This window comes from Pseudomonas sp. MWU12-2037, from assembly GCF_023242345.1.
GTDB classification, from domain to species: Bacteria; Pseudomonadota; Gammaproteobacteria; order Pseudomonadales; family Pseudomonadaceae; genus Aquipseudomonas; species Aquipseudomonas gingeri_D.
Genome location: NZ_JALLIZ010000004.1, coordinates 205,051 through 221,473 on the forward strand (window position 1 = coordinate 205,051; position 16,423 = coordinate 221,473).

Sequence of the window (16,423 nt, forward strand, 5' to 3'; positions counted from 1 at the left end):
CTACAGGACCGAGTCGAACACAAAACGAGAGTACGACACAAATTTGTAGGAGCAGGGCTTGCCCGCGAAGACGGCCTCACTGACAACCCATTCACCCGAGGATGAGCCCCATGCCCGCCTTCCATAAAATCCTGATCGCCAACCGCGGTGAAATCGCCTGCCGGATCATCCTCGGCGCCCAGGCCCTGGGCTATCGCACCGTCGCCGTCTTCAGCGAAGCCGACGCCCAGGCCCGCCATGTCCACCTGGCCGACGAGGCCGTATGCATCGGCCCGCCCCCGGTCGCCCAGTCCTACCTGAACAGCGCCACCCTGCTCGACGCCGCCCGCAGAACCGGCGTCGATGCCCTCCACCCCGGCTACGGCCTGCTCTCGGAAAACGCCGCCTTCGCCCAGGCTTGCCTGGACGCCGGCCTGACCTTTATCGGCCCCAGCCCCGCCGCCATCGCCCTGATGGGCAGCAAGCGCCTGTCGAAAATCGCCATGCTCGCCGCCGGCGTACCGTGCATCGCCGGTTACCAGGGTGCCGAACAGGATGACGCGACCCTTGCCCGCGAAGCCGAACGCCTCGGTTATCCGCTGATGATCAAGGCCAGCGCCGGCGGTGGCGGTCGCGGCATGCGCCTGGTGCAAGGACCTGAGGAGCTGGCGCAACAGCTCCACTCCGCCCGCTCGGAAGCGCTGAACGCCTTCGGCAGCGACGAACTGATCCTGGAGCAGGCGCTGATCGAACCGCGCCATGTGGAAATCCAGCTGTTCGGCGACCAGCAGGGTCACCTGATCCATCTCGGCGAACGGGACTGCTCGATCCAGCGCCGGCACCAGAAAGTCATCGAGGAGGCGCCCTGCCCGGTGATGACCGCCGAACTGCGCCAGGCCATGGGCGAGGCCGCGCTGAAGGCCGGCCGCGCGGTGAACTATGTCGGCGCCGGCACCGTGGAGTTCCTGCTGGACGCCCGCGGGCAGTTCTATTTCCTCGAGATGAACACCCGCTTGCAGGTCGAACACCCGGTCAGCGAAATGGTCACCGGCCTCGACCTGGTGGCCTGGCAGATCAATGTCGCCGCCGGCCTGCCGCTGCCGCTGCGCCAGGAACAGGTCGAGTTCCAGGGCCATGCCATTGAAGTGCGCCTGTATGCGGAGGATCCGACCCGGGACTTCCTCCCGCAAACCGGACGGATCCTCGGCTGGGAACCGGCACCGATGGCGGGCGTACGGATCGATCACGGCCTGGTCGAGGGCGACGCCATCAGCCCGTTCTACGATCCACTGCTGGGTAAGCTGATCGCCCACGGCGCAACCCGCGAAGAAGCCCGGCGCAAATTGTTGCGGACGGTCGAAGATTGCGTGCTGCTGGGGATTGCCAGCAATCAGCGTCTGCTGGTGCAATTGCTGAAACATCCGCGCTTTGTCGAAGGCCGGTTCAGTACCGCCTTTATCGACGAACATTTCAGTGAACACCCAAGTTATGTCCCCTCGACGGTGGAACTGGCCCTGGCCGCCGCGCTGTTCTATCGGCAGGCGGCTGACCGGCATGCGCCCGGGCTGTCGGGCTGGAGCAACACCGCCAGCGTCCCGCGCCCCTGTCGACTGGCGCTGGAAGACAGCCACTTCGATCTGTTGCTCACCGATCGTCCCGGCGCGGCACTGCGGGTTCAACGAGCCGATGAACGTGTCGAACTACGGATACTGGAGCGCGATGCACGCTGGGTACGGGTGCAGATCGACGGTGTGCTCCGGCGCTACGCCTACCGCCTTGACGGCGACCAGCTCTGGCTTTGCACCGGCCCCGGCAGCCTGCACCTGCGCGATCGTACCCACGCCCCCGTGCAAGCACCGGGCGCTATCGGCTCGGGCACACTGCAAGCACCGATGGACGGCGCCATCGTCCAGGTACTGGTCAGCGAAGGCAGCCCGGTCAGCAAAGGCCAGTTGCTGCTGGTGCTGGAGGCCATGAAAATGGAGCATCCACTCAAGGCCGGAGTGGAGGGTGTGGTGCGGCGAGTACGGGTTATCCAGGGCGATCAGGTAAAAAACCGCCAGATCCTGCTGGAAGTCGAATAAGCCGCTAGGCGGATCAAGCGCCTTTGGCTACGCTTGAGTCCGACTAGGATGCTGTATTCGGAGCTTGAGATGCCCCACTGGCTGGTGATTGATCTGGAAGCCACGACGGATGATGGGGGCTGGCCGCTGGCCGAGATGGAAATCATCGAAATCGGCGCCACCCTGGTCAACCGTGAAGGCCGCGAGCTGGACCACTTCCAGCGTTTTGTCAGGCCCCTGCGCCGTCCCCTGCTGACCCTCTTCTGCCGCGAGCTGACCCATATCAGCCAGGCGCAGATCGACGGTGCGGCGCCACTGGGCGAGGTCTGGCCGCTGTTCGAGCGCTGGCTGGGCCAGCACCAGACGCGCTTGGAAGGCTGGGCCAGTTGGGGCGACTACGACCGCCGGCAGCTGGAACAGGACTGGCGACAGCTCGGGCTGTCGAGTGCCCTGGGCCAGGTGCCGCATATCAACCTCAAGCAGCGCTTCGCCAAGGCAAGGCGCCTGGAGCGGCCGCTGGGCCTGAACGGCGCCTTGCAACTGGCCGGACTGCAATTCAATGGCCAGCAGCACCGGGCACTGGAGGATGCACGCAATACCGCGCGCCTGCTGCCGTTGAGCCTGCCGAACTGAATACCCCTCTTCAACGCGTGACGAGGCAAAACGCCTTGGGCATACTGATCGGCCCAATTTTTCAGCTCATTTCGAGGAATCGCCCATGTTTAAAGTCAACGAGTACTTCGACGGCACCGTCAAGTCGATTGCCTTCGCACAAGCCGAAGGCGCCGCCACCATCGGCGTGATGGCCGCGGGCGAATACGAATTCGGCACCGCCCAGCGCGAGATCATGCACGTGATCGCAGGCAAACTGACCGTCAAGCTGCCCGACAGCAGCACCTGGGAAACCTTCGAAACCGGCAGCCAGTTCAACGTGCCGGCCAACAGCAAGTTCCAGCTGAAAGTCGCCGTGGACACCGCTTATCTGTGCGAATACCGCTAAGTCAGCAACGCTGACTGCCCCCAGCCCTTGAGAACATCCCGTCTGGCATTGTCCCGATGCCAGGTGGTCAAGGGCGAACCCTGGCCCGCCCCTTCTCGGTCAACCGATACTTCTGCGCAGGACTGCGCGGTGAGTCCGGGTCCGTCATCTCCACACACCCGGACACCAGCGCCGGTCCCAGATAAGTGCTGCGAAAGCTCGCGCGATGGTTCAGCTCAAGACGCGACATAAGCTCGCTGGCACTGAGCTCAGACGTATCGTCGAGCACCGCCAGCAGACGCGCTACTTGGTCGGTTACTTGGTCGGTTACTTGGTCGGTCAAGTAGTCGCTTTGCGCTGCTTCCGTAAAGGCCAACGCCAGGGCCTGGAGCATAAACTCGACGAAAGGCGTGGCCTCGGCCCGCTGGTCGGAGGCGGCCAAGGCTGCGTAATAGGCATCCTGCTGCTCACGAATAACCGTTTCCACCGGCAAATACGCCAGTATCGGGCGCCACTGGCTCAGGATCAGCGTCTGCCAGAGACGCCCCATGCGTCCGTTGCCATCGGCAAAGGGGTGGATGAATTCGAATTCATAGTGGAATACACAACTGGCAATCAGCGGATGCAGATCCGAATCCTTGAGCCAGAGCAGCAGGTCATCCACCAATTGCGCTATGCGGCTGGCCGGAGGCGCCATATGCAGCAACCGGTCACCTCGGTAGATGCCGACCCCAGCCTGGCGCAAACGACCGGCATCATCGATGAGCCCCTGCATCAGCAAGCCATGGGCCTTTAGAAGGTCGCCCCGGCTCTCGGGTCGCCAATCCGGCATCGCCTCATAAGCTGCAAAGGCATTGCGCACTTCCTGGATTTCCCGCGGCAGCCCCAATACCTGCTTGCCATCGAGTACCGCCGTGACCTGCTCCAGGCTCAAGGTGTTGTTCTCGATGGCCAGCGACGCCTGGATCGTCCGGATACGATTCCCGCGACGCAGTTGTGGCGTGAGCGGTTCGTTGCGCACCGCCGACAACTGCCCCAGTTGCTCACTGATACCGGCAACCAGCGAAAACATGCGGGGCGTCAAGGTCAAAGGCGGCTGATAGCGGGACATATCCTCATCCGGGATGGCTGGCGAAGGTCGTCATAATGCCCGAACCTGGAAGTCCAAGCACATCACTCGTGCACCACGGACTCCCGCGCATTGAACTGCAACGCCGCCAGCCGCGCGTACAACGGGTTGCTCGCGATCAGCTGGGAGTGGGTGCCGATCGCCACCAGCTTGCCCTGGTCCATCACCGCGATCCGGTCGGCGTTCTGTACCGTGGCCAGGCGGTGGGCGATCACCAGGGTGGTGCGGCCGTGCATCAGGCTCGGCAGCGCTTCCTGGATCAAGTGCTCGCTCTGGGCATCAAGGGCGCTGGTGGCCTCGTCCAGCAGCAGGATCGGCGCGTCCACCAGCAACGCCCGGGCAATCGCCAGGCGTTGCCGTTGGCCGCCGGACAGCCCCAACCCACCATCCCCCAGGTGCGTGCGATAGCCCTCGGGCATTTGCTCGATAAACTCGTGGGCATGGGCGATACGTGCCGCCTCGCGGACCTGGGCGTCGCTGGCCGCCGGGTTGCCGTAGCGGATATTTTCCTCGACGCTGCCAAAGAACAGCGCCGGGCTTTGCGAAACCAGCGCAAAGCAACGACGCAGGTCCTGCGGGTCCAGCTCGGTCAAGGGCTGACCATCGAGCAGCAGGCGCCCCTGTTGTGGATCGTAGAAACGCAGCAACAGGTCGAACACCGTGGATTTACCCGCCCCCGACGGCCCGACCAGGGCCAGGGTCTCTCCAGCCCTGACTGTCAGGTTCAGGCCATCGATGGCATGGCTGTCCGGACGCGAGGGGTAGCTGAAGCGCAGATTCTCCAGCACCAGGTTGCCGCTGACCCGTTCGGCCAGCTTCACACCGCCGCCGACCGGCGCGGTGATCTCATTGCTCGACTGCAACAGTTCGCCGATCCGCTCCCCGGCCCCGGCCGCCCGTTGCAACTCACCAATCACCTCGCTGAGGGTGCCGAAGGCGCTGCCGACGATCAGGCTGTAGAAGACAAAGGCCGCCAGTTCGCCGCCGGAAATCTTCCCGGCCATCACGTCCATGCCACCGACCCAGAGCATCACCGCCACCGCGCCCAGCACCAGCACGATCACCAGGGTAATCAGCCAGGCCCGTTGCACGATGCGCTTGCGCGCCGTCTCGAAGGCCTGCTCGACGGTTACGGCGAAGCGCTGCTCGTCCTGCACCTGGTGGTTGTAGGCCTGCACGGTCTTGATCTGGCCGAGGGTTTCGCTGACATAGCTGCCGACATCGGCAATCCGATCCTGGCTCAGCCGCGACAGGCCACGCACCCGGCGACCAAAGATCAGGATCGGCACCAGCACCAGCGGCAAGGCGACCACCACGATGCTGGTGAGCTTGGGGTTGGTGATAAACAGCAGCACCACCCCGCCAATCACCATCAGCGCATTGCGCAGGAACAACGAGAGCGACGAGCCGATCACCGACTGCAACAGCGTGGTGTCGGCGGTCAGGCGTGACTGGATTTCCGAACTGCGGTTATTCTCGTAGAACCCCGGGTGCAGGTAGATCAGGTGGTTGAACACCTGCCGGCGAATATCCGCCACCACCCGCTCGCCAATCCAGGACACCAGGTAGAACCGCGCGAAAGTGCCCACCGCCAGGCCCAGGACCAGCAGCATGAACAAGCCGATGGACTGGTTGAGCAACTGCGGCGACTGGGTCATGAAACCCTTGTCCACCAGCAGGCGGATACCCTGGCCCATGGACAGGGTGATGGCGGCGGTGACGATCAGCGCCACCAGGGCGCCGGCCGCCTGCCAGCGATAAGGGGCGACAAAACGACTGGCCAGGCGAATGGCGCGGCGATGGCGTGCAGAGAGCATGGGCAAGGAATCCGTTGGGCGACGAAGACAGAGCCTACACCGAACCGGGAAGGAACTTATGCAAAACGCAATCAATCGGATTAATTATGACCGTGCATGCTAATCCCTAGAAAGTATTGGTCTAAAGCCTCTCTGGCGGTGACGGGCGGTTTCTGCTGCACTGGTGCCGTGGCCCTGCTTGTAGCCTGTTGTCACAGGCTGGTCATGCGACGCTTATAATCTTTAACTGAACCTGATGACGAAACCTGAGCGAGGAGACAGGCCATGGATTTGCAAAACAGCAGCAACAACCAGATTCCGGTGATTCGTCCCTGCCCGCAGAAATTGGGCTGCGCGATTATCGACGCACAGGGCCGTGAAGTGCCGATCACCGAAGAAATGATCCAGGACGCCTGCCGCGAACTGGAACAGCGCTTGGTCAAGCCTGCTGAGCAAGACTGACAGCCCGAACTCCCCCTTGACCCGGCCTCGCTGCCGGGTTTTTTATGCCTGCGTCTACAACAGGACAGCCCCCAGGGCCAACACCAGCTTGCGCAGCACTTCGTCGTCGCCGTTGATCTTCACCGGCAAGCCTTCGATTTCCCGGCGCTCGGGATAGTGTTTGCGCAGCAGGTCGAACGCGACCTTCTGCTCGGCCACGTTGCCGGTCAGGCTGCGGCGGAAATCCGCATCGTCACGCCGTGGGTCATAGACCCCGCGACAGATCATCGCCATGGCCCAGGCCGGGTCGCTACCGGCATTGAGGGTGACCTGCGCCAGCCAGGGCTTGGGCAACAGTTCATCGAGACCGACCGTGGGAGCCTGGTCGAGGAAGGCGCAGAACGCCTGGTAGATCTGCGCGGTACCGCGTTGCTTGCCGTCGAGGCTGTACCCGGCGATATGCGGCGAGCCCAGTACGCACAACTCGGCCAGGGCGACATCCACTTGCGGCTCGGCCTCCCAGACGTCCAGCACCGCCTGCAGGTCCTCACGCTCCAGCAGCACTTCGCGCAACGCGGCGTTGTCCACCACCGGACCGCGCGCGGCGTTGATCAGCCAGGTACCGGGCCTGAGCTGCTCCAGGTGCCGGCGATCGAGCAGATGCCAGGTGGGTTGCTCGCCCGTGCGGGTCAAGGGCGTGTGCAGGCTGATTACATCGCACTGCTCGATGATCTGCTCCAGGCTGACATAATCGCCGCCTCCAGCCGCCTGCCGCGGCGGGTCGCAGACCAGGACGTTCCAGCCCAGCCCGCGCAGGACCTTGATCAGCCGCCCGCCGACTTCACCCGCGCCGACCACCCCATAGGTGCGCGCGGTAAGGTCCGCGCCTTCGATTTCCGCCAGGGTCAGCAGGCTGCCCAGCACATAGTCGACCACTCCACGAGCATTGCAGCCGGGGGCGCTGGACCAGTGAATGCCGGCCTGTTCGAAGTAGTCGAGGTCCAGGTGGTCGGTGCCGATGGTGCAGGTGCCGACAAAGCGCACCGGGCTGCCTTCGAGCAACTCGCGGCTGACCGGGGTCACCGAACGCACCAGCAGCACATCCGCCTCGGCCACCGCCGCCCGGTCGATGCTGCGGCCCGGCAAGCGACGGATCTCGCCAAAACCGGCAAAGAAGGCATCGATCAGGGGAATATTTTCGTCGGCAACAATCAGCATGGCAGGCTCCTTGGGCAAGGGCGCAGTGTAGGCGCAGTCAGCGTCCGAGGGCCAGCCAAGCGTCAAGCCTCCTGTCCCTGGCGGAACTTCGACCTTACAAATGAGCTACAACCGGCGATTACCTGACTCCTGCGTCAACAGGTAGAATCGGCGGCTTTTCGCGTCATGCCTGGATACATCATCGGTGAACAGCCTCACTGCAACATCTGACACCCCGCCTCTGAGTCGCCCGGCCCGGGTCCGCCTGGAACTGCGTAACCTGCTGGGCCTGGCCCTGCCGATCATCATTGCCCAGCTGGCGCATACCGCCATGGGCTTCGTCGACGCGGTGATGGCCGGCCGGGTCGGCCCACGCGACCTGGCAGCGGTGGCGCTGGGCAACTCGATCTGGGTGCCGGTGTTCCTGTTGATGACCGGCATCCTCCTGGCGACCACCCCCAAGGTCGCCCAGCGCCATGGCGCCGGAACCCCGGCCGAGATCGGCCCGCTGGTGCGCCAGGCCCTGTGGCTGGCGCTGGTGGTGGGCCTGGCGGCGGGCGTGATCCTCTACAACGCCGAGCCGGTCCTGCATTTGATGAAGGTCGACCCGGAACTGATCGGCCCGTGCATGGACTACCTGCGCGGCATCGGCATCGGCCTGCCGACGGTGGCGCTCTATCACGTGCTGCGCTGCTGCAGCGACGGCATGGGCCGCACCCGGCCGAGCATGGTCCTGGGCCTGTGCGGGCTGGCGCTGAATATTCCGCTGAACTACGTGTTCATCTACGGGCACTTCGGCGTGCCGGCCATGGGCGGACCGGGCTGCGGCTGGGCCACGGCGATCGTGATGTGGTGCATGCTGTTCGGCATGGCCGGCTGGGTGCGCTGGGCCAAGGTCTATCGGCCGAGCCAGGTATTCAGCCATTTCGAGTGGCCGCAGTGGGCGGTGATCAAGCGGTTGCTGAATATCGGCCTGCCCATCGGCATCGCGGTATTCGCCGAGGCCAGCATCTTCTCGGTGATCGCCCTGCTGATCGGCAGCCTCGGCGCCACGGTGGTGGCCGGACACCAGATCGCCCTGAACATCAGCTCGCTGGTATTTATGGTCCCCTACTCCCTGAGCATGGCCATCACCGTACGGGTCGGCCAGGCCCTGGGCCGCGAACAGCCCCGTGAAGCGCGCTTTACCGCTGGGGTTGGAGTGGCCACGGCGCTGGCTTATGGCTGTTTGTCGGCGAGCCTGATGCTGCTGTTTCGCGAACACCTGGCGACCCTCTACACCAACGATCCGCGGGTGATCCAGGTGGCAACCATGCTGATCGTGTATTCGGCGCTGTTCCAGATCTCGGATGTGATCCAGGTCACGGCGGCCGGGGCCTTGCGCGGTTACCAGGACACCCGGGTGACCATGATCCTGACGTTGTTCGCCTATTGGGGCATCGGTTTGCCGGTGGGCTACGCCCTCGGCTTGACCGACTGGCTGGGTGCGCCGAGTGGCCCGAGCGGGCTGTGGCAGGGTTTGATCGTGGGATTGTCGTGCGCGGCGGTGATGCTCTCGATCCGCCTGGTACGCAGCGCGCGCAGGCGGATCCGGATGAGCCGCTCGACGGCCTAGTCGAGCTTCTTGCGAATCCAGTACAGGTAGGTACCGGCCTCTTCGCGCTGCTCCACCAGTTCATGGTCGAGAAACACGCAGAACTTGGGGATATCGCGACGGGTCGACGGATCGGTGGCGATCACCTTGAGCAGCCCCCCCGGCGCCAGGTCGCGGATATGCTGGTGCAACATCATCACCGGCTCCGGGCAATTGAGCCCGGTGGCGTCGAGGGTGCCGTCAACGGCGGGGTCGTGGGGTTGGGTCATGCTTCACTCCTGAAACCAGGCCGGCATTATCTAGCTTTTTTCACATCCAGTCGACGCAAGTGGCAGGTCACTTCCTCACGGTCGTGGTACAGCTGCTTGCAGCCGATCTCCACCCGGATGCCACGGGCCTTGAAGCCCTCTTCGATACGCTCCAGTAAACGCCGGACTTCGGCATAACGCTGCTTCATCGGCAACTTGAGGTTGACCACCGCCTCGCGGCAATGCCCCTCGCCGATCCAGGTCTCGAGCAAGGCGGCATTGCGCGCCGGTTTCTCGACGATATCGCAGACCATCCAGTCCACCGGCTGTTTCGGCTTGAAGGTGAAGCCGTCGGCCATCAGATGCTGGACCAGGCCGGTATCCATCAGGCTTTCGGCCATGGGACCGTTGTCGATGGCGGTCACCAGCATGCCCCGGTTGACCAGTTGCCAGGTCCAGCCACCGGGCGCGGCGCCGAGGTCGACGCCGGTCATGTCGCTGTGCAGGCGCTCGTCCCACTGGTCGCGGGGGATAAAGTGGTGCCAGGCCTCTTCCAGCTTGAGGGTCGAGCGGCTCGGGGCGCTCCTGGGGAACTTGAGCCGGGGAATGCCCATCGGCCACATCGCCGAATTGTCCGCGTCGGCCAGGCCGAGGAAAACTTCCCGACCGCTCTTGAAAGTCAGCAACAGGCGCGGCTTGTGCGCGTCCTCCACCAGCTTGCCGGCCTGGACCAGGGCCTTGCGCAGCGGGCCTTCGAATTTCTTGCAGAAGTTCGAGAGTTCCTTGCCATCGTTGGTATCGACCACTTCCAGCCAGAGGCTGCCGAACGTCGGCCACGCCGCCAATTCAGCGAGGATCACGCTGATACGGTCGGTTTCCGGGAGGTCGATGAACCGTCCGCGCGCCCACTGCCGGGGGAAGATCAACTCGGCGAAACGCAAGCCGTTCATCAGACGACGGGCGTCGCCGTCGTCGCTGCAGACGAACTCGGCGCAGGCGCTGTTGGTCTTGGCCTTGGCGTAGCCCGGGACGTCCAGGCGCGCGGCGTGCTCGGAAATCTCCGAGCAGACTTCGCCTTCGAAGCCCGGACGGCAATGCATAAAAAGGGTGTTCATTGAACTCAGCCTGTCACTAAAACCGGCGCATCATAGCCGAGTTCGGAACCTTGGACCTGCCCATAGAGTCCAGTAACTAGCCAGTTTTCCCGATCGGAGCTAGCGTTAAGGCTCTGTTCGTTCCACCCGGCCCGTGCCGTGCGGGCCTCAAGGAGTCATTTCATGTCCTCCCTCGATAGCCTGAAAACCCTTAAAACCCTGGAGGTAGGCGCCAAGACCTACCACTATTTCAGCCTCCCGGATGCCGCCAAGTCCCTCGGCAACCTGGACAAGCTGCCGATGTCGCTCAAGGTCCTGCTGGAAAACCTGCTGCGTTGGGAAGACGACAAGACCGTCACCGGCGCCGACCTCAAGGCCATCGCCGCCTGGCTCAAGACCCGCGGCTCCGACCGGGAAATCCAGTACCGCCCGGCCCGGGTGCTGATGCAGGACTTCACCGGGGTGCCGGCGGTGGTCGACCTGGCCGCCATGCGCGCCGCCGTGGCCAAGGCCGGCGGCGATCCGCAGCGGATCAACCCGCTCTCCCCCGTCGACCTGGTGATCGACCACTCGGTGATGGTCGACAAATTCGCCACGCCGCAGGCCTTCGGCGAGAACGTCGATATCGAAATGGAGCGCAACGGCGAACGCTACGCCTTCCTGCGCTGGGGCCAGAACGCCTTCGACAATTTCAGCGTGGTGCCGCCGGGCACCGGGATCTGCCATCAGGTCAACCTCGAGTACCTCGGCCGAACCGTCTGGACCAAGGATGAGGACGGCCGCACCTATGCCTTCCCCGATACCCTGGTCGGCACCGACTCCCACACCACCATGATCAACGGTCTCGGCGTACTCGGCTGGGGCGTCGGCGGCATCGAGGCGGAAGCGGCGATGCTCGGCCAGCCGGTGTCGATGCTGATTCCCGAAGTGATAGGTTTCAAGCTCACCGGCAAGCTCAAGGAAGGTATCACCGCCACCGACCTGGTGCTGACGGTGACCCAGATGCTGCGCAGGAAAGGCGTGGTCGGCAAGTTTGTCGAGTTCTACGGCGATGGTCTCGCCGAACTGCCCCTCGCGGACCGCGCGACCATCGCCAACATGGCCCCGGAATACGGCGCCACCTGCGGTTTCTTCCCGGTGGACGAGGTGACGCTGGATTACCTGCGCCTGTCCGGCCGGCCGAGTGAAACCGTCAAGCTGGTGGAGGCCTACAGCAAGGCCCAGGGCCTGTGGCGGCTGCCGGGCCATGAGCCGGCCTTCAGCGACAGCCTGGCCCTCGACATGGCCAGCGTCGAAGCCAGCCTGGCCGGGCCAAAACGTCCGCAGGACCGGGTGTCGCTGCCGGATGTCGCGCAAGCCTTCAACGACTTCATGGCGCTGCAATTCAAACCCGTGCACAAGGACGAAGGTCGCCTGGAAAGCGAAGGCGGCGGCGGTGTCGCGGTGGGCAATGCGGATATGGTCGGTGAAGCCGACTACAGCTATGAAGGTCACACCTACCGGCTGAAAAATGGCGCGGTGGTCATTGCCGCCATTACCTCCTGCACCAACACTTCCAACCCCAGCGTGATGATGGCCGCTGGCCTGGTGGCGAAGAAGGCGGTGGAAAAAGGCCTGAAACGCAAACCCTGGGTCAAGAGTTCCCTGGCCCCCGGCTCCAAGGTGGTAACCGACTACTACAAGGCCGCCGGCCTGACCCGCTACCTCGACGAACTGGGCTTCGCCCTGGTGGGTTATGGCTGCACCACCTGCATCGGCAACTCCGGGCCGTTGCCCGAGCCGATTGAAAAAGCCATTACCCAGTCCGACCTCACCGTCGCCTCGGTGTTGTCCGGCAACCGCAACTTCGAGGGTCGGGTGCATCCGCTGGTGAAAACCAACTGGCTGGCCTCGCCGCCGCTGGTGGTGGCCTACGCCCTGGCCGGCAGCGTGCGTATCGATATCAGCCGCGAGCCGCTGGGGGAAGACCAGGACGGCAAGCCGGTGTACCTGCGGGATATCTGGCCGAGCCAGAAGGAAATCGCCGACGCGGTGGCCCAGGTCGATACCGCCATGTTCCACAAGGAGTACGCCGAAGTCTTCGCCGGCGACGCCCAGTGGCAGGCGATTGAAGTACCCCAGGCCGCCACCTATGTCTGGCAGAAGGACTCGACCTATATCCAGCACCCGCCGTTCTTCGACAATATCGCCGGGCCCCTGCCGGTGATCGAAGATATCCAGGGCGCACGGGTACTGGCCCTGCTCGGCGACTCGGTGACCACCGACCACATCTCCCCCGCCGGCAATATCAAGGCCGACAGTCCCGCCGGACGTTATCTGCGCGAGCTGGGCGTGGAACCCCGGGACTTCAACTCCTACGGTTCGCGCCGTGGCAACCATGAAGTGATGATGCGCGGCACCTTTGCCAATATCCGCATCCGCAACGAAATGCTCGGCGGCGAGGAAGGTGGCAATACCTTCCATGTGCCGTCCGGCGAAAAACTGCCGATCTATGACGCGGCCATGCGTTATCAGGCCGAAGGCACGCCACTGGTGGTGATTGCCGGCCAGGAATACGGCACCGGCTCGAGCCGAGACTGGGCCGCCAAGGGCACCAACCTGCTGGGAGTCAAGGCGGTGATCGCCGAGAGTTTCGAGCGTATCCACCGTTCCAACCTGGTGGGTATGGGTGTGCTGCCCTTGCAGTTCAAGCTCGACCAGAACCGCAAGAGCCTGCAACTGACCGGCAGGGAAACCCTGAGTATCGGCGGACTGAGCGGCACCGAACTGCAACCGCGAATGAACCTGCCACTGACCCTGATCCGTGAAGATGGCAGCCAGGAGAAAATCGACGTGTTGTGTCGGATCGACACGCTTAATGAAGTGGAATACTTCAAGGCCGGGGGAATCCTGCATTACGTATTACGGCAACTCATTGCTTCTTGATGGTTCAATGAAATAGCGCGAAGGCGCGCCGGCGTTGGTCGGTGCGCCTTTCAAGCCAGATCGGCCAGCCCCCGGTTATTCATCCCCAAACACTATCTTACAAACGACGAAACAGTTTCTTCCCTTCACGAATATCGCCTCTCACACGCTCAAATAACACAGCGCAACCTCCGCGCACTACTTATGCGTTCAGTCTCGCAGAGTCATGCTACATCCCTGACAACCGCCGTTGAGAGTGTGCCTCATCGCCCGGGCTGGAGGAGCCCAGCCTTGAAAACACGCCGGTACGGCCGCTGTTTTTCATTGACCAGCGGCTCTGGCCCGTACGTTATGATAGTTGGCCCTCAACACCGGGATTTACTTGTTCAACGAATAGAGGACCCTGCATGTCTGTTTTGCCCTGGGCGTATCTGGCCCTGCTTTCCCTGGGTTATGCCCTGGCCTTGAGCGTGGGCCATCTGGGGCTGCCCAGCCTGATCGCCTTCGCCCTGCTGCTGGCCACCGGTGCCGCGGCATTCCAGCAGCGCAATCGCCCGGTTCGCTACCTGGGTCACGGCCTGTTCCTGCTGCTCGCCATCGGCCTGGCCCTGCACTGGCTGCCGGGCTTCGAGAACGGCCGGATGATCAGCGCGGTGCGTTTCACCCCGGACGCCGTGCCTTTCACCATGTACCTCAATCTCGATAAACCGCTGGTCGGCTTCTGGCTGCTGCTGGTCTGCCCGTGGGTGGTCAATCGCCGCTCCGCGCGACGGGTGCTGGGCACTACGGCGCTTGCCGGGGCCGTGACCTCGCTGCTGGCCCTGGGCGGCGCCATCAGCCTGGGCATCGTCGACTGGGCGCCGAAGTGGCCAGAACAGGGCGGGCTCTGGCTGCTGAACAACCTGCTGCTGGTGAGCCTGGTCGAGGAAGTGCTGTTTCGCGGCTATATCCAGGGCGGCCTGAGTCGCTGCTTCAGATCCTTGCCACGGGGAGAAAGCCTGGCGCTGTTCGGCGCCGCGCTGATCTTCGGGCTGACGCACCTGGGGGCAGGCTGGCAATGGGCATTACTGGCGACACTGGCCGGTGTCGGCTATGGTCTGGCCTACCGTTTTGGCGGTTTGGCCGCGGCCATCGCCACCCATGTCGCACTTAATACAGTGCACTTCGTTTTCTTTACTTATCCAATGTTGCAACCGTGATAAACCGAACGATAGTACCTATTGGGTACTGTCGTTCGGTAAACCCCCAGGGGAAACTGAACACATTAACTTCACGCGTGTTCGACTCGTATTCAAGGACGGGTACGAGTACGCAAAGGCCAGAATATGAACCGGCGCTGAAAGTTGAAAAATATATTCAATATTTCCCCTGCCCTGCCGACAACCCGTCAAAGCCTTGCGGATAGAGAAACCATGCGTAATAACCAACCCATTACCCAACGCGAACGCACCTTCCCCGCTCAGCAACGGTTGATTTCCACTACCGACGCCAAAGGCGTGATCACCTACTGCAACGACGCTTTTGTCGAGATCAGTGGATTTTCCCGCGAAGAACTGATCCGCGCGCCCCACAACCTGGTGCGCCACCCGGACGTTCCGGAGGCGGTGTTTGCCCATATGTGGAACACTCTGAAACAAGGCCTGCCATGGATGGGCATTGTCAAGAACCGCTGCAAGAGTGGTGACCATTACTGGGTCAACGCCTATGTGACGCCCGTTTTCGAAGGCAGCCAGGTGATCGGCTACGAATCGGTGCGGATCAAACCCACCGCCGAGCAGATCCGCCGTGCCGAGGCGCTGTACCAGCGCATCAACCAGGGCAAGTCGGCCGTGCCGCGGCGCGACAAGTGGCTGCCGGTACTGCAGGACTGGCTGCCGTTTATCCTGGTCAGCCAGGTCAGCTTCCTGATCAGCATCTGGCTCAACTCCTACTGGGGCTTTGCCCTGGCCGCGGCGGTCTCGGTACCCCTCGGGCTGATGGGCCTGAGCTGGCAGCAGCGCGGCCTCAAGCGCCTGTTGCAGTTGGCCGAACAGACCACCTCCGACCCACTGATCGCGCAGATGTACACCGACAGTCGTGGTGCCCAGGCCCGTCTGGAAATGTCCATCCTCAGCCAGGAAGCCCGTCTGAAAACCTGCCTGACCCGCTTGCAGGACACCGCCGAGCACCTGACCAGCCAGGCGAAGAAGTCCGACGAACTGGCGCAGAAAAGCTCCACCGGCCTGGATCGCCAGCGCCAGGAAACCGAGCAGGTGGCCACCGCCGTCAACCAGATGGCCGCCACCACCCAGGAAGTCGCCAGCCATGTCCAGCGCACGGCCGATGCGACCCAGGAAGCCAATCGCCTGACCAGTCGCGGTCGTGATATCGCCGGCGAGACCCGCGAGGCCATCGAGCGCCTGTCGGTGGTGGTCGGCGAGACCGGCAGCACGGTTACGCAGTTGGCCAAGGACAGTGACGAGATCGGCGGCGTGGTCGATGTGATCAAGGGCATTGCCGACCAGACCAACCTGCTGGCCTTGAACGCGGCGATTGAAGCGGCCCGCGCCGGGGAAATGGGTCGTGGTTTTGCGGTGGTTGCCGATGAAGTGCGTCAACTGGCGCAACGCACCAGCGAATCCACCGGCCAGATCCACGCCCTGATCGCCAAGCTGCAACAGACCGCCGGCAACGCCGTGCAAACCATGGACGCCGGCCACCGCCAGGCCCAGGAAGGCGTGGCGCGAGTCATGGAAGCCGATGCGGCGCTGGTGGGGATCAGCGAAGCAGTGGCCAATATCACCGACATGACCACCCAGATCGCCGCCGCCACCGAAGAGCAAAGCTCGGTGGCCGAAGAGATCAGCCGCAATATCAGCACCATTGCGCAACTGGCCGACCAGACCTCGGAGCAGGCGCACGACTCGGCGCACTTGAGCGAAGAGTTGACCCGCACCGCCAACACGCAGTATTCGTTGGTGGAGCGTTTTAACCGGTAATCGTTAAAGCGCCCGGAAAAC

Annotated in this window: 13 protein-coding genes; 8 read left to right on the forward strand and 5 right to left on the reverse strand. The window is 63.4% G+C overall.

Translation table 11 applies throughout. The features are described from left to right. Positions 1 to 110: 110 nt before the first annotated feature. The 3 genes from M5B42_RS08960 to M5B42_RS08970 all read left to right on the forward strand — a co-directional run bounded on the left by M5B42_RS08960 (position 111) and on the right by M5B42_RS08970 (position 3,042). Positions 111 to 2,063 carry an acetyl/propionyl/methylcrotonyl-CoA carboxylase subunit alpha gene (locus M5B42_RS08960; RefSeq protein ID WP_248745601.1) on the forward strand — a complete coding sequence of 651 codons (1,953 nt, stop codon included), beginning with the start codon at positions 111 to 113 and terminating at the stop codon, positions 2,061 to 2,063. Between the two features lie 69 nt (positions 2,064 to 2,132). Further along, positions 2,133 to 2,675 (forward strand): exonuclease domain-containing protein, encoded by a 543-nt coding sequence (locus M5B42_RS08965; RefSeq protein ID WP_103499702.1) that lies wholly within the window; start codon positions 2,133 to 2,135, stop codon positions 2,673 to 2,675. Positions 2,676 to 2,760: 85 nt separating this feature from the next. After that, positions 2,761 to 3,042, forward strand: coding sequence for a pyrimidine/purine nucleoside phosphorylase (locus M5B42_RS08970; RefSeq protein WP_218224964.1), 282 nt, complete (start codon positions 2,761 to 2,763; stop codon positions 3,040 to 3,042). 67 nt (positions 3,043 to 3,109) lie between these two features. Here the strand turns inward: M5B42_RS08970 and M5B42_RS08975 are convergent, their stop codons facing one another. Both M5B42_RS08975 and M5B42_RS08980 read right to left on the reverse strand, forming a co-directional pair. Further along, the gene (locus tag M5B42_RS08975) at positions 3,110 to 4,132 is read right to left on the reverse strand and encodes a Fic family protein (protein WP_248745602.1); all 1,023 of its coding nucleotides are present in this window, start codon (positions 4,130 to 4,132) and stop codon (positions 3,110 to 3,112) included. Positions 4,133 to 4,194: 62 nt separating this feature from the next. Beyond that, positions 4,195 to 5,973 (reverse strand): ABC transporter transmembrane domain-containing protein, encoded by a 1,779-nt coding sequence (locus M5B42_RS08980; RefSeq protein ID WP_248745603.1) that lies wholly within the window; start codon positions 5,971 to 5,973, stop codon positions 4,195 to 4,197. Between the two features lie 258 nt (positions 5,974 to 6,231). Between M5B42_RS08980 and M5B42_RS08985 the strand changes: the two genes are divergently transcribed. After that, positions 6,232 to 6,408, forward strand: coding sequence for a PA1571 family protein (locus M5B42_RS08985; protein ID WP_177103040.1), 177 nt, complete (start codon positions 6,232 to 6,234; stop codon positions 6,406 to 6,408). Positions 6,409 to 6,462: 54 nt separating this feature from the next. On the opposite strand, the gene pdxB is transcribed toward M5B42_RS08985, so the two are convergent. After that, positions 6,463 to 7,605: a 4-phosphoerythronate dehydrogenase PdxB gene (pdxB, locus tag M5B42_RS08990; protein ID WP_248745604.1), complete on the reverse strand. Its 1,143-nt coding sequence runs from the start codon at positions 7,603 to 7,605 to the stop codon at positions 6,463 to 6,465. Between the two features lie 184 nt (positions 7,606 to 7,789). On the opposite strand from pdxB, the gene M5B42_RS08995 reads away from it, so the two are divergent. After that, positions 7,790 to 9,199, forward strand: a complete 1,410-nt coding sequence (locus M5B42_RS08995) for an MATE family efflux transporter (protein WP_178129726.1) — start codon at positions 7,790 to 7,792, stop codon at positions 9,197 to 9,199. Here M5B42_RS08995 and tusA read toward each other — a convergent pair. Beyond that, positions 9,196 to 9,447: a sulfurtransferase TusA gene (gene tusA, locus M5B42_RS09000; RefSeq protein ID WP_103499689.1), complete on the reverse strand. Its 252-nt coding sequence runs from the start codon at positions 9,445 to 9,447 to the stop codon at positions 9,196 to 9,198. The genes M5B42_RS08995 and tusA overlap by 4 nt on opposite strands. Before the next feature lie 26 nt (positions 9,448 to 9,473). Continuing rightward, positions 9,474 to 10,541, reverse strand: a complete 1,068-nt coding sequence (gene rlmM / locus M5B42_RS09005; RefSeq protein ID WP_248745605.1) for a 23S rRNA (cytidine(2498)-2'-O)-methyltransferase RlmM — start codon at positions 10,539 to 10,541, stop codon at positions 9,474 to 9,476. A 162-nt stretch (positions 10,542 to 10,703) separates the two neighbouring features. Between rlmM and acnA the strand changes: the two genes are divergently transcribed. From acnA to M5B42_RS09020, 3 genes are all read left to right on the forward strand, one after another. Beyond that, a complete protein-coding gene (acnA, locus tag M5B42_RS09010) occupies positions 10,704 to 13,445 on the forward strand; it encodes an aconitate hydratase AcnA (protein WP_248745606.1) in 2,742 nt (913 codons plus the stop codon). Positions 13,446 to 13,831: 386 nt separating this feature from the next. Then, positions 13,832 to 14,623: a CPBP family intramembrane glutamic endopeptidase gene (locus tag M5B42_RS09015; RefSeq protein WP_248745607.1), complete on the forward strand. Its 792-nt coding sequence runs from the start codon at positions 13,832 to 13,834 to the stop codon at positions 14,621 to 14,623. Between the two features lie 213 nt (positions 14,624 to 14,836). Continuing rightward, positions 14,837 to 16,402 carry a PAS domain-containing methyl-accepting chemotaxis protein gene (locus tag M5B42_RS09020; protein WP_177103028.1) on the forward strand — a complete coding sequence of 522 codons (1,566 nt, stop codon included), beginning with the start codon at positions 14,837 to 14,839 and terminating at the stop codon, positions 16,400 to 16,402. The last annotated feature ends 21 nt before the right edge of the window (positions 16,403 to 16,423 follow it).